This is a genomic window from Brevibacillus fulvus (assembly GCF_016908525.1).
GTDB lineage: Bacteria > Bacillota > Bacilli > Brevibacillales > Brevibacillaceae > Brevibacillus_G > Brevibacillus_G fulvus.
Map to the genome: position 1 here is coordinate 203,663 of NZ_JAFBEB010000002.1, position 13,155 is coordinate 216,817.

General features: G+C 47.4%; 15 protein-coding genes. 10 read left to right on the forward strand and 5 right to left on the reverse strand.

Going from position 1 to position 13,155, the window contains the following annotated elements:
* Positions 1–242 precede the first annotated feature (242 nt).
* Positions 243–812 (forward strand): hypothetical protein, encoded by a 570-nt coding sequence (locus tag JOD01_RS04365; RefSeq protein WP_204517024.1) that lies wholly within the window; start codon positions 243–245, stop codon positions 810–812.
* A gap of 33 nt (positions 813–845) precedes the next feature.
* Here JOD01_RS04365 and JOD01_RS04370 read toward each other — a convergent pair whose 3' ends face one another.
* Positions 846–1,355 (reverse strand): hypothetical protein, encoded by a 510-nt coding sequence (locus JOD01_RS04370; protein WP_204517025.1) that lies wholly within the window; start codon positions 1,353–1,355, stop codon positions 846–848.
* 69 nt (positions 1,356–1,424) lie between these two features.
* On the opposite strand from JOD01_RS04370, the gene JOD01_RS04375 reads away from it, so the two are divergent.
* A complete protein-coding gene (locus JOD01_RS04375; RefSeq protein WP_204517026.1) occupies positions 1,425–2,063 on the forward strand; it encodes an MBL fold metallo-hydrolase in 639 nt (212 codons plus the stop codon).
* Positions 2,064–2,226: 163 nt separating this feature from the next.
* On the opposite strand, the gene JOD01_RS04380 is transcribed toward JOD01_RS04375, so the two are convergent.
* A complete protein-coding gene (locus JOD01_RS04380) occupies positions 2,227–3,303 on the reverse strand; it encodes a hypothetical protein (RefSeq protein ID WP_204517215.1) in 1,077 nt (358 codons plus the stop codon).
* 130 nt (positions 3,304–3,433) lie between these two features.
* Between JOD01_RS04380 and JOD01_RS04385 the strand changes: the two genes are divergently transcribed.
* Positions 3,434–4,591: a class I SAM-dependent methyltransferase gene (locus JOD01_RS04385; RefSeq protein WP_338028521.1), complete on the forward strand. Its 1,158-nt coding sequence runs from the start codon at positions 3,434–3,436 to the stop codon at positions 4,589–4,591.
* An 18-nt stretch (positions 4,592–4,609) separates the two neighbouring features.
* On the opposite strand, the gene JOD01_RS04390 is transcribed toward JOD01_RS04385, so the two are convergent.
* Together JOD01_RS04390 and JOD01_RS04395 are read right to left on the reverse strand one after the other, a co-directional pair.
* A complete protein-coding gene (locus JOD01_RS04390) occupies positions 4,610–4,879 on the reverse strand; it encodes a DUF2626 domain-containing protein (RefSeq protein ID WP_204517027.1) in 270 nt (89 codons plus the stop codon).
* Positions 4,880–4,970: 91 nt separating this feature from the next.
* On the reverse strand, positions 4,971–5,699 hold the full coding sequence (locus tag JOD01_RS04395) for a helix-turn-helix domain-containing protein (RefSeq protein ID WP_204517028.1): 729 nt from the start codon (positions 5,697–5,699) through the stop codon (positions 4,971–4,973).
* 192 nt (positions 5,700–5,891) lie between these two features.
* Here JOD01_RS04395 and JOD01_RS04400 point away from each other — a divergent pair, with 192 nt between their 5' ends.
* Both JOD01_RS04400 and JOD01_RS04405 read left to right on the forward strand, forming a co-directional pair.
* The gene (locus tag JOD01_RS04400) at positions 5,892–6,284 is read left to right on the forward strand and encodes a Spx/MgsR family RNA polymerase-binding regulatory protein (RefSeq protein WP_204517029.1); all 393 of its coding nucleotides are present in this window, start codon (positions 5,892–5,894) and stop codon (positions 6,282–6,284) included.
* A 313-nt stretch (positions 6,285–6,597) separates the two neighbouring features.
* On the forward strand, positions 6,598–7,221 hold the full coding sequence (locus JOD01_RS04405) for an RsfA family transcriptional regulator (protein ID WP_204517030.1): 624 nt from the start codon (positions 6,598–6,600) through the stop codon (positions 7,219–7,221).
* Between the two features lie 114 nt (positions 7,222–7,335).
* On the opposite strand, the gene JOD01_RS04410 is transcribed toward JOD01_RS04405, so the two are convergent.
* Complete coding sequence (locus tag JOD01_RS04410; protein ID WP_204517031.1) at positions 7,336–7,803, reverse strand: N-acetyltransferase; 468 nt, start codon at positions 7,801–7,803, stop codon at positions 7,336–7,338.
* 459 nt (positions 7,804–8,262) lie between these two features.
* Between JOD01_RS04410 and JOD01_RS04415 the strand changes: the two genes are divergently transcribed.
* The 5 genes from JOD01_RS04415 to JOD01_RS04435 all read left to right on the forward strand — a co-directional run bounded on the left by JOD01_RS04415 (position 8,263) and on the right by JOD01_RS04435 (position 13,130).
* The gene (locus JOD01_RS04415; RefSeq protein ID WP_204517032.1) at positions 8,263–9,216 is read left to right on the forward strand and encodes a ketopantoate reductase family protein; all 954 of its coding nucleotides are present in this window, start codon (positions 8,263–8,265) and stop codon (positions 9,214–9,216) included.
* Positions 9,200–9,598: a DUF3397 family protein gene (locus JOD01_RS04420; protein WP_204517033.1), complete on the forward strand. Its 399-nt coding sequence runs from the start codon at positions 9,200–9,202 to the stop codon at positions 9,596–9,598. Before JOD01_RS04415 ends, JOD01_RS04420 begins: the two co-directional genes overlap by 17 nt.
* A 46-nt stretch (positions 9,599–9,644) precedes the next feature.
* Positions 9,645–10,202, forward strand: a complete 558-nt coding sequence (locus JOD01_RS04425) for a helix-turn-helix domain-containing protein (protein ID WP_204517034.1) — start codon at positions 9,645–9,647, stop codon at positions 10,200–10,202.
* 114 nt (positions 10,203–10,316) lie between these two features.
* Entirely contained in the window at positions 10,317–11,945 is a 1,629-nt protein-coding gene (gene bshC, locus JOD01_RS04430) for a bacillithiol biosynthesis cysteine-adding enzyme BshC (RefSeq protein ID WP_204517035.1), read from the forward strand.
* A gap of 168 nt (positions 11,946–12,113) precedes the next feature.
* Complete coding sequence (locus JOD01_RS04435; protein ID WP_204517036.1) at positions 12,114–13,130, forward strand: S-layer homology domain-containing protein; 1,017 nt, start codon at positions 12,114–12,116, stop codon at positions 13,128–13,130.
* Positions 13,131–13,155 lie beyond the last annotated feature (25 nt).

A 13,155-nucleotide genomic window follows, 5' to 3' on the forward strand; every position in this document is an offset into this window, starting at 1 on the left:
TCTTGATCACGTTTTTGAAACAGTTGCGTTGGTGGATACCCGAGCTCTTTAGCGAAACTTCTTTCATGGAGGCGAAAAGCCAAAGAGAATAATCGGAATACCCCAAAACACTCGGCGCTCGATGAAAGCCGTTCCCAGCTGGGAACGGTTTTTATGTGTTGCGCGGCTTGCCGCCTGCGAGCGTCTGGTATAAGATAGTCGTTGTTACATTGTTCAACGATGCGCTGCTGAGGGGGAAAGTCATGAAATATTTCGCAAGACCGCCCGGCTGGCTGGCATTGATGTTGGCAATCTCGCTGCTGCTCACCGGTTGCAATAACGAGCCGCAACCAACGGACGCTGCCGGCTCCCCGTTATCCGCCGAGTTTGATCCGGAAAACAGCAAGGAGTATGGCATTCGCGGGATTTATCTCGGACAGGGAGTCAAAGAAGCGGTTGCCACATTGAAGCCTGCCAAGTATGAATTTATGGATGCCGAGACACGCGCCAGTGTGAGCGTGGATGATCTGGCGCAAGGAAAAGCTGCAGCCGCGATGGGAATTTTGGTGGTGGACGAAGCGCAACTGATGCTGAAGGTGAGCGAGGGAAAAGTAACCTCTATCATGGTAGGGGGAATTCCCAAGGAAGCGGCCGGCAAGTTTCAAACGAATCGCGGTCTGGCCGTCTATGATTCTGTGGACAAGCTTACGGAGCTTTACGGAAGAACGGCGGAGGGTCAAGAGATGGTGTATCACGGGAAGACCGATCAGGCCGTGTTTACTGTGAGTCAAGGACAGATCATCGGGTTTCGTTTTGACCGAATCTCCGAATAAAACGGACTGAAAAAACAAAGCAATGAGCCGGTGTCAGTGGCCCATTGCTTTTGTTGTTTGCTCCCAAATCACCTTTACCCGATAGGCGGCTGCCGTGCGCTCGACCAAATCGGCTTGATTTTTCGCAACTCCGTGTAGCGTCATCCCATTTTTTTCTGGTAAGCTTACAATAAAGCTTTCCTGCAATTGCTGTTCACATGCCCAGCGATCGTCCGGCTGACCTTCTTGCTGACTGATCTGGAAAAAGGCCACGCGTTCGGCATAAACATAAACATGCTCCGCGGTTTGGAAGCCGTAATCAGCAAGCTCGTGAACCACGGTCTGTTCAGGTAAAACCAGCAGTTGGAAAATTTCGCCTGTCACTTTATATTTGTCAAAGATCGCGATCAGTTTTTCCTTGTCTGCCGGAGTTACGATAAACAGTTGTTGATCACGGTCAAACAGCGTGAGTCTATCGCCGATCTGATGGATGATTTGGGCATAGAAACCCGGCAGCTTGCCGGAAGGGACTTGCATTTCGATACCGTACCGTACGCTTAGCACAGCATTCACCTCACATTTATTGTTTATTATAACGGATGGCAATCCATCTCAAAAGGAGGCTGCGAATTAATGTCGCTCCAACTGCAAAGTTTTGTCCTCGGTGCATTTCAAACCAATGCCTACTTGCTTACTAACAGCGAGACCGGCCAATCGATCCTGATTGATCCCGGCATGGAACCGGAAGCCTTGCTGCAACAATTGCCCGGGAAGGAAGTGGTCGCTGTTTTGTTGACGCACGCCCATCTCGACCATATTGGCGGATTGAATCAGGTTCGCCGGTTGACCAAAGCGCCGGTTTACATTCATCCTTTGGAACAGGAATGGCTGTCCAATCCGATGTTAAACGGATCAGGGCGTTATCGTGATTTTGAACCGATCATTTGTGAGCCTGCGGAGCAATCTTTGGCGGATGGACAAACGCTGAAACTGGCAGGATGGGAGATCCAGGTGATGCATACACCGGGTCATTCCCCGGGCAGCTGCAGCTTTGTGATCGGCCAGCATTGTTTTTCCGGCGATGTCCTCTTTGCCCAGTCCATCGGACGTACCGATCTGCCGGGCGGCGACTATGAGACGTTGATGATCAGTATCCAGGACAAATTGTTTGAACTGGATGATGAGACGATCATCTATCCCGGGCATGGTCCGAAAACGACGATCGATCGGGAAAAGATGACCAATCCTTTTGTTACCGGTTTGCTCCGTTAATCCCGAAAATGCAGAGAGCACTGTCAACGTGCTCTCACGGCTTTTCTTCTTGATGATTTGTCCAAAATGGAACGTTTCCAAAACGGGAAGCTGAGCATAAAAAGAAACGCCCCCGTTTTTCCAACTGACGGAAGCGTCTCGGCATGGCATTGCATGCGCTGGGTTATTTCAGACTGAAGCCGAATGGCAAGTCGACCTTCAACTGCAATTTTAATTGCTGATTGTCCAGAGAAATGCTTTTTACCTCAATGTTTGACGAGATAAGCGAGGGATAAAAGCTCAAATTATACGTTTTTTCCATCTCCTCAATCGTCGATTGCGGCAGCTGGAAGCCATCAAAAAAGAGGGAAATGATGTGAAATTTCAACTCTTGCGGCGAAACCAGCTGATATTCCCCAACGATGCGAATATTCATCTGATTGTAGGAACCGTTGACGATCAGCTGATTGTCTTCAAAAGCAAATTCCGCTTGTTTGAACAGATCGTCTTTGGAGGCCAAAAATTCGTTAAATTCATCCTGCTTGATCGTCAGCGTGTGGGTGAACCAGTCTTCCGAATGGATGCGATCCGGCGTAGCCAGCTCGGGGATCTGGAACATCACTTTGGACAAAACCTGGAAGAAGGTTTGAAATGCGGGCAAGCCGCGTTGTTGCCAATCCTCCATCAAATGGTCCATCAGCGCTTCCGTGCCGGTAGCATCGGACAATTGAGCGAGATTGTCTTCTTTCGCCTTTTGCACCGCCAGCTTTTCCGCCAAGCGGGACTCGAATTGTCTGCGAAGCTCCTGGATTTCGGTCAGACGCATCCGTTTGTCTTCCTGCAGTTGGGCAGCCTTGGCCCGTTCTTCCTGAAATTTTTCCAGTTTGTCCAGATCGCGCTGATAAAGCAGCTGTAAAAAGTCAAAGACCATGAGAAATTGATTGAAATTTTCCGTATCAAACAGCAAAGAGAGAAAGGATGCCCGTTCGCCGGTATAATAGGCGCGGGCGACTTCGCCGGCGTGACGGCGCATCGCCTCGATGACCAGAGATTGTTTCTTTAGCTCAAGATCCAGCTGGGCCGTTTCTTTCAACAACGTGCTCTCTTCCTGTTTCAGCAAAGTTAAACTGCGTTCCAGCTCTTTCTGGGTAAGATGCTGCTGCAAGATCAACTGCTCGAGCGATGCTGCTTCTTGCGCACCAACGGGATAAGGACATAACAAAAGCAAACCGATAAGCAGAAACATCATGCTTTTGCGCATAATTTCACCTTTAGCTTTCTCGCCCATTTTCAAAAGAATGGAAAAGATTCTTACTAGCATGATATGTTAATCTTTTTTATTATAACCTTCTTCATGTGTTTTTCCATAAAAATGTCGAGGGGGAGAAATCGTGGACCTGTCTGCAGCGATACGCGACGAGATTCTTGGCAGCAAGGAGCAAGCGATTCCGTTTGTCCGCTTTATGGAGCTGGCCCTGTATCATCCCGAGCTGGGGTACTATATGACGCCGCAGCCAAAAGTGGGCAAGGACGGAGATTTTTTTACCAGCGGCACGCTTCACCCCGTGTTTGCCGAAGTGCTCGCTGATTTATTTGTCCAGATGTGGAAGGAAAACGGCATCGATCAGCCGGTTTTGGCGGAACTGGGCGGAGGGACCGGCTACCTGATGAAACATCTGCTGTCAGTGCTGTTTGCTCGCTATCCGGAGTGGTATCAGCGCCTTCGCCTCGTGCTGGTGGAGGGCAGTCCTTATCATCGGCAATTGCAACAACAGGCGTTGCAGCCGTTTCAGCTTCCGCAAGTCTGGTATCGTTCAGTGGAAGAGGCGGCACGCGCACAAGCGTTTGAGGGGATTGTGCTGTCAAACGAGTACTTTGATGCGTTTCCTGTTCATCTGATGGAAAAGCTGGAAGAAGGGTGGTGTGAGGCCTGGGTAACCTGGGAGGAACAGGAACAACGGTTTCGGCAACAGTTCTGGCCGCGAATCAGTGTGCCGATGCAACAATTTTTGGCAGACAGGGAGCCGATCGTTCCCGTCGGTACTCGCCTCGAGGTCAATCTGGGAATGCGGGGTGCCGTTCGGGCGATTGGGAGCATGATCAAACGAGGATATGTGCTCACGATCGACTACGGAGACCGGGAAGAAGAATTATATCATTCCAGCCGCAAAGCGGGCACATTGCTGTGTTATTACCGGCATCGCGTACATACCGATCCATTCCGGCATATCGGTGAGCAGGATATAACCGCTCATGTCAATTTCTCGGCTCTGGAACAATGGGGGGAGGAAGCGGGGCTGCGCTGTCTGGCTTTTCTCAGGCAAGACCAATTTTTGCTGCAAGCCGGTATTCTGCAGAAAGCGATCGCTCACCAGGACCGTGATCCGTTTCGCAGCAGCGCGATGAAACAAAATTGGGCCATCCAGCAGCTGATTGATCCGGCGGGGCTGGGGGGAAGATTTCGGGTCATGTTGCAAGGAAAAGAAGTTGAGCGCCTGCCGCATCCGTTATGCGGAAACAACCGGACAAATAAAAAAGATGCTCGGTAAAGGAGCATCTTTTTTTCATTATAAAACCGTTTGCAAGAAGAAGGAATGTTCTTCGCCGCCCAATGGCATCATGAACATCGTGTAATAAGTAAAACCGACAAAAGAGACAAACATGAACCCAAAGAAGATGTTAAGGTAAGCTCTTTCAGACAAATTCAGGTAACTGAGTGCCACGAAAAATGCTGTCAACCCGAAGAAGATTAAAGACATGGGATATAAATTTCCCCAGAGTGACATGAGAGCAATTGCCAAAGTCCAGAAACCAAGCACACGGTACATCCGGTTCATCCGTGTATCCCTCCTGAGCATGTGGTAAGATTTACAAGATTCCTATCCCATTATAATGGACATGAACACAGGTGTAAACTGGAATATAAACTTACTTATCGTAAGTCATTTGCTTCGATTTTGTGATCCGGGCTACGGTGTAATTGCACGATTTGCAGCCGCCAAGCATTGAACCTTCTTCCTGTAACTCAATCTCTCCAAAATATGTTTCGAATATTCCCCGCAGCATCGCGTTGTGCATTTGGCAAACACTGTTAGAAAAGCGCTTGGCTGTTTCCGAGAAAGTGCAATTAAAAACGCGAAAGCGAATTTGCCCGGCGGACAGCAGCTCGATTTCCGGTTTCAGACCTTGGGCAACAACCAGCCGGTTAATATGTTTCAGGACGGCAGCGGGCGAGTCCTGTTCAAGATCAATCGGAAATTCTCTCAGTGCCCGTTTGGCCATCTCCACGCCCATCCGATAGCCCATGTTGATCAAGGCTTTTTCCCCTGCTTCACCGAGGGAAAGCAGGCTCTCAATAGCAATGTCTGCAAGAAGTTGGTAGTCGCGAGGAGGAAACTGCAGGCTGATTACTTGATCAGATAATAAATACAGTCGACATGGGCGACCCCCTTTTCCGCTTTTTTCCAAGACGGAAGCGAGAAGTTCAACATCCTCCAGTTTGCTTAGATGCAAGCGAGCAACGTTGGGGTGGATATTGAAATGTTCGGCCACCTCGTGAACCGATACGGGATCATTGCGGTCAGCGACATACTGGTAGATGGAAAAGCGAGTAGCGTCAGCCAAAGCACTCGTCAGTTTTTGCGCATCACAGTCCACGCTGTTACCTCCTTTCTGCACCAACTTGTTATCATTTAAGTCTAGACCATTTTTCCGTAATTGTTAAGGTGTTAATGTGTTATCGAAATTTTTATCTTTTTTATAATTAACACTATTGACATAGTGTTAATATGAGTTTTATAATTTCAAACAAAGTTACTTTTTTTATTACCTTACAAAAGTATAGATAAAATGGAGGGATACACTGTGGCTGTAGCACAACAATCCTCAAAACCTAAACTTACGTTCTTTACATATCCGAGTTGCACCTCGTGCCGGAAAGCAAAAGCATGGCTTTCTGAAAATGGGGTTAAATATGAAGAAAGACATTTGTTCAAAAATCCGCCCTCGGTCGAAGAACTGATGGAGATTGCGAAAATGACGACAAACGGGCTGGATGAAATTCTTTCTACCCGCAGCCAAAAATTCAAGGACCTGGATATTGACATCAACGAACTGACGGTCAGCGAGCTTTTGGAAATGCTGAGCGACGACCCGCGTTTGCTCAAAAGACCGATCTTGACCGATGGACAACGCTTGATTGTCGGCTATAATCAGTCCGCGATGAAAAATTTGCTGTCCTGACCGGCAACGGCTCAACCGGGATGATGCAAGCTAGAAACGAAAAAAGAGAGCGAAACAGGCTCTCTTTTTTTTCTTCTGACAAAGTGAATTCCGCCGGATAGAGCGCTCCGAACAGCCTTTCTGGAATGGACAAGGCGTTGAGGCGCTTTCAAGTTTAGACAGAGGTTGTCTTTTTCCAAATAGATTCTTTCCGTTTAAACATTTCTGTACTTGGACATACTTTTTCTAGTAGAAAACGATTCTATGAGAGTAGGGAAAAGCATAGGATGAAGTACATCATCCTTTTTTAAGTTAAACGGGAGGGACATTCTATATGGTAGCTTCCAGACAAGATGCTTGGACAGAAGATGACGATTTGGTATTGGCTGAAGTAACGTTGCGTCACATACGGGAAGGCGGAACACAGCTTGCCGCCTTTGAGGAAGTCGGACAGCGTCTGGGAAGAACAGCTGCCGCCTGTGGTTTTCGCTGGAACAGCAGTGTCCGTAAACGATATGAAGCGGCGATTGCGATTGCCAAGGGTCAGCGCCAACAGTTGAAAAAAATGGGACGGATCACGGAACAAAGCGAACTTTTGCCAGAAGAGCCGAGCTTGAAGAAAGAGATGAGCCTGGTTGCGCCTGTGACCAATCCGTCAACGGAAGAACAACAGATCGAAGCGGCGATCCGGTTGTTGATGAAGTATAAGGAGACACTGCGCCGTAATGTGCAGTTGGAGCAGGAATTGGAAGAAAAGCAAAAAGAACTCGATGAAATAAAGCAGACCAACCAAAAAATGAAAAAAGAACTGGAAACGATCCAAGGGGTAAACGATGATTATCAGGCATTGATCCAAATCATGGAGCGGGCGCGAAAACTGGCCTTTTTAAAAGAAGAAGAGACGAGCAAGCCAGTATTTAAGATGGATTCGAACGGCAATTTGGAACGCATTGAATAATAAGGAAGAATGTCTGCAATGATTGGTTTGATGTTTACTCATACGCAGCAAGTTGGCAACAAAAAAAGAAGCGAGACAATCGCTTCTTTTTTTTGTTGTTTGCGATTCGGGGGGTCAGTCTTGCAGCTGAACCCCTTCCGGCAACCAGACATATGGATTTTCACCACGATCGCGAATGGGGTTATATTTTACCGAACAAAAGCCCATTTTTGCCCAAAATTGATCTGCACGGCAGCGGGAGTTGGTCTTAATCGGCAGATTGAAGCTTTTGGCATGATTGACAAGCGCGGTCCCCATATCTTGACCGCGATATTCGGGAAGCACTTCCAGTTTCCACAATTCGTAATAATCCTGGGCTGGTTCAAAATAACGATCGTATTTGGCGTCGATTTTGTACAGGCTCATCCGTGCAACCAAACGATCTTGATCATAGATGCCGTAAAAAGGCGAGTCGGAATCGTTTTCGACGATATTTGCCTCCAAATCTTCTTTCATGGACAACTCTTCCAACCCAAATTCGCGGAATTTTTGAAACTCCTCAAGGGTTTTGTAGTTGATACTTAAGCGTTTTACTTCGTACATGGCAAGCATCTCCTCTCAAGGCATCGGCCAAGCGATACTTAGTTCTTATTATACACAAACACCACCACAATATCTCGTATCTGTGTGCCAGTTTGTAAAGTAAACGTTTTTTTTCTGACAATTTCATTATAAGGAGTGGCAACTTGTTGCGTAAAGTATTTCTTTGTGTAAACAGAAACTGCGTTCGTAAGTAAAGGGCAATTTGTATAATAATAGGTAAAAAGATGAAACTTTGTCAAAAAGATTTGCTATAATACGGATGCTAGTATTTAGCAGTGTTAAATATTTTGGTGAAATGACGATTTTTGGTAAATACTGCTCAAACGGAGAAAAAAATTTGTTTTATTTTACAGCAAAATGTTTAAATAAATCAGCCAATCAATTGAAGCTTTTAACAATCTTTGGTATTCTTGTTAATAGTATTCATCTGGTTTGGCTGACGATAGGAGTTGAGTCCAGATGAAAGTGGTTGTGATCGGAGGTGGCTCCGTCGGATTGCTGATGGCTGCCAGACTGCGGTCTGGAGGAATTCACACGATGCTTGTTACTCGCGGCGAGACGCAAGCTCGACAATTATTGGCAGAAGGAATCAAGCTGCAAAAATTGGATGGCAGTGTTTTGCATCTGACCATTGACTCCAGTCCGATACAGAAGAAGTTGCCGTTAGCTGATATTTATATACTTGCTGTAAAACAACCGGACTTGCCAGCAATATACCCTTTATTAGCCAAGCTTCCTACGGATGCTCTATTGATTGCCCTACAAAACGGACTCTCGCATGTTGAACCGCTCCAGCAAGTAATTTCGCCAGATCGGTTGTTTTTTGCCATCAATTCGGAAGGGGCGATGCGCCTTGCGCCTACTTTCGTTCAACATACGGGTCAGGGACTTTTGCGGATTGGTCCCTGGGAAGCGACGCAAACGACCTCCCAACTTGTTCAAAATTTTGTCCAGACGGCGCAAACTTGTGGCATACCCACAGTATTTGTCAAACAAATCAGTGAATTTGCTTGGCGAAAGCTGGTTGCCAACTCCATCATTAACCCGATGACGGCGCTCTTTGAGCTTAGAAATGGAGAGTTGCTGCACTCATCCGATTTGTTGGCGATGATGCGGGAATTATTCCAAGAAGCAGCGGCGATCGCCGCGGCAACGGGGCAACACATCGACGAACAAGTTTGGCAGGAACTTTTAACCATTTGTCGAAATACATCACAAAATTATTCCTCGATGCTGCAGGACATAAGAGCAGGCAAATCAACGGAAATTGAGGCCATCAATGGTTATCTTGTCAAGTTGGGACAGCGGCATGGACTGCCAACGCAATGGCATCGGACAGTTCGTGACGCCATTCTCCTCAAAACGGGTATTCGATTGTTGAAAGGAGACAAAGGGCATGACAGTTTTGGCTAATATTTGGCTCTTTATCTGGGGAGTGCTCACCGTAATTCCCTTTGTTGGATTTGCAATCGTTTACACCAGTTATTTTCTGTGGAAAAAAGATCATCGCAGAGCGCTTGGATGGTCGATAAACATAACCAATTTGCTGTTGATACACGCCATTATTGTCGCATATGAGGAAATATGGCCGAAAGCACTTTCAGCCTGGTTCTGGATCATCTCAATCATTTTCGTTCTCTTCTTCCTTTTGGCTTCGCTGCAATTTCGCATACGCAAAAAAATATCTCTTCAAAAACTAGGGACCTCCACATCACGAATTACGTTCTTATTATTTGGACTTATCTACTTGGTTTTATTTACAACGGGTGTCGTAAAAATGATGCAACTAGGCTGACAGAGAGGCTTGTTTAAAGATATAGGAATGAAAAGAGGTTGATTGTATGCGGCTTCCCATCGAATCTATCGGAAACAAGATTCGAACCATTCGGAAAGAAAAAGGATTTACATTGGAAATCATGGCTTCCAAAACGGGTCTCAGCAAAGGACTGTTGAGTCAAGTGGAGCGGGGAATTTCCCAACCTTCACTGGATTCATTGTGGAAGATAACCAAAGCGTTAGAGGCGTCAATGATTCACTTTTTTGAAGACGTCGATCAAAAGCATGTCCATGTGACGCGAAAAGATAAACGCCGGCAGGTGCTGTTTCCGGAATCCAAAGGAGTTTTTTCCATTCTCTCCGCAGGCGGAAATATGAAACTGGGTTTGATTGAAGTGCGGTTGCAACCGGGAGACACGGTTATGGAATCTTTGGTCGCCCAGGAAGGAGAAGAATGTCTGACAGTCATTCAAGGGACCATATCGGTTAACTTTAGCGATGAAGAATATTTGCTTACGGCAGGAGACAGCATTCATTTTGACAGTGCGAAGAGCCATACGATTCGCAATTGCGGAGAGGAAGAAGCGCTGCTGATTTGGGCGGTGTCACCTCCCCAATTCTGAATATAAATAACAAAAATCAAATGGACAGCCCATTCCGGTGGGGTGTCTTATTTTTTGTTTCGCATCGGCATGGTATAATTTGCGGAGAACTGTTTTGAAAGAAGGAGCCAACTCATGAATTTACATATGATAACAGCGCCGCAGGCAAATCCGCTGGTGAAAGATTACCTGGCGCAAAAGGAAACTGCACTTCAGTTTTTTGTCCATAACCCTTTTGATCGCGAAGCATATCGAGAGCGTTTGGCCTGGTTGCGACAGAAAACATATATACATCGACAGCGCTTGGCGGAAGGGCTTTATGCGTACAATCAGCAGCTCGGCAACAGTCAGCTTGCCCTGGACAACATTATGAAACTGCGTGAAGACGATACGTATGTCGTGATCGCTGGACAACAGGCGGGTGTATTAACCGGTCCGCTATATACGATTTACAAAGCGATTCATGTTGTGAAGGCAGCCCGAAAGCTGAGCGAGGAACTGCAAGTCAATGTCGTGCCGGTTTTCTGGATTGCAGGGGAGGACCATGATCTGGATGAGATCAATCATGTCTATCTGCCAGTTGGGGAAGGAACCGATGTGAAGAAAATCAAGCTTGACTTCGGCAAGAGAGGACGGGTGTCAGCCAGCAAACTGCCGCTTGATCTGGCGGTTTGCCAAGCTTTTGTTGATGAATTTTTGCACGATCATACGGAAACAACCTATACCGGGCAAATTCGTCAAATGCTGCAGGAGACAGCCGGGGAATCGGCAACAGTAGCCGACTGGTTTGCGCGAATTATGGTGAAATTGTTCGGCAAACATGGGCTCGTCTTTGTTGAATCATCTTCCGCTTATGTTCGCGAACTGGAACAGCCTGTCTTCAAACGGTTCATCCAGCAAAACGAACAGGTATCCAGTCGATTGGCGAATGCCGCCGAACAGCTTGCCGCTGCCAATTATCCGCTGCAGTTGCAAATCGAAGCGAATCAGGCAAATTTGTTTCTTTATTTCGGAGACGAACGCTTTTTATTGGAACGGGAAGGAGAGCGGTTTGTCGCGAAACAGCGGGGAGTCTCTTTCAGTCGCGACGAACTGCTGGCGCTGCTGGAGAATGAACCGCAGCGTTTCAGCGCAAACGTTGTCTCCCGGCCGTTGATGCAAGAACATCTCTTTCCAACGCTGGCTTTCATTGGCGGACCCGGCGAAGTGTCTTATTGGGCCTTTTACAAGGAACTTTTTGCCGACTTTGACTGTCAATTGCCGGTCGTCGTCCCGCGGATGTCGGTCACTTTGCTGGAAGCGGGAATCGAACGAACGCTGTCCCAATTTGAGCTTCGCCCTGAGATGGCTTTTGCCGGTTTTTCCGAGTGGAAACAGACCCAATTTGCCAAATTGCAGGAACCGGAAGTGGCGGAGCGTTTTGCCCAAACCCGACAGGCGGTAAGGGAAGTCTATTTGCCGCTGGTGGAAGAAGTGATCAAAGCTGACCGCGGACTGTCTCAACTGGCCGCCAGCAATCTCGATCGGGTGCTGGCTCAAGTAGACTTTTTGCAAGCGCAGCTGGAACGATCACAACGCATGAAGCATGCCAGCCTGATCAAAAAGATCGAGCGGCTGGAAACGAGTTTGGTACCGAATGGCGCTTGGCAAGAGCGTGTGTATTCCTATTTTACGTTTGCCAATCAACATGGGCTCGATCTGCTGGATCGGCTCGTTGATGAACCGCTTGCTTTGGATGGACGACATACGTTTGTTTCCATATAAGATAAGTTGACACGCGTGTTTTCTCGCTGTAACAAGCCGGGAAAAGGCGCGTTTTTTTTGGGGGAGATGACATGATTTACCTGCCGAAAAAAAGAAACAATTTTCCCAGTCAAACGTCTATATAAATAGGCCACAAGTAATGAGCCAGAAGTGAGGGGGGTATAACAAATGCGTTTGCGAAACGGATGGGTTAAAAAGATAACATTGCTGGTCACTGCTTCACTGGCAATATTGGTTTCAGGAATCTCTGCCGATGCCGCCGCAAGCCGGAATACCTCTACCTTTTCAGATATAAACGGCCATTGGGCAAGCGCGGAGATTTCGGAAATGGCCGAAGCAGGCGTCTTGAAAGGGTTTCCTGATGGCACGTTCCATCCGGATGAACCTGTTACAGAAGAACAGTTTATGGCGATGCTGCAACGGGTCATTCCGTCTTATACAGGACATCCGCTTTCCGAAGTGGAGCAAAAGTTTATTACCAAAGCGCGTGGGCGTTGGTCGGAAGCGTTGTATAAAAAATTGGCCGCTGCCGGCATCTATGGCAACGGTCAGCCTGACGGGAATCTTACTCGTCTGCAGGCGGCGCGACTGCTGTTGATGGCCAGTGCCAGCCAGTCCGAAGGCGAAAAATACCGTTATACGACTGCGCGGTTTTTCTCCGATGTTCCGGTGACGAAGGACGTGATGCGGATTTATCCGGTTTATAAAATGAGTTTGATGAGCGGCTATCCGGACGGAACGTTTCGCCCGGATGAACAAGTAAGCCGGGCGCAAGCGGCAGTGCTGGCCAAACGGTTGGGACAGCAGATTGAACAGCTGTTTCCCGATAATGTGGAGGAGACAACCAGGCAGGCGCTGCTCACGAATTTACGAAACTTCTTTGGCAAAGTGAATCAACAGCCGGTTCATTCCTATGCGCAACTGAGCCAGTTTGTCGATGAACAAGACTTGAATGTGACTCCGGCTTTTTTGGACGAGCACTTTGCCTATTTAAAAAATGAATCTGTCCATACGCAGACGTTCCCGCGCTTTGATGAATTGGCTTATATCACACGGATCAGCGACACAAAATACCGGGTGACGATGCAATATTATGGCGGGGAACTATTGGGCAGTGTCGATCATTCGTTTTATCTGTTATCCAAAGACGGAAAAACTTTCCTGTTGATCGGCAAAAACGAATAATCGGCAAACGAAGGGGAAAGATCCC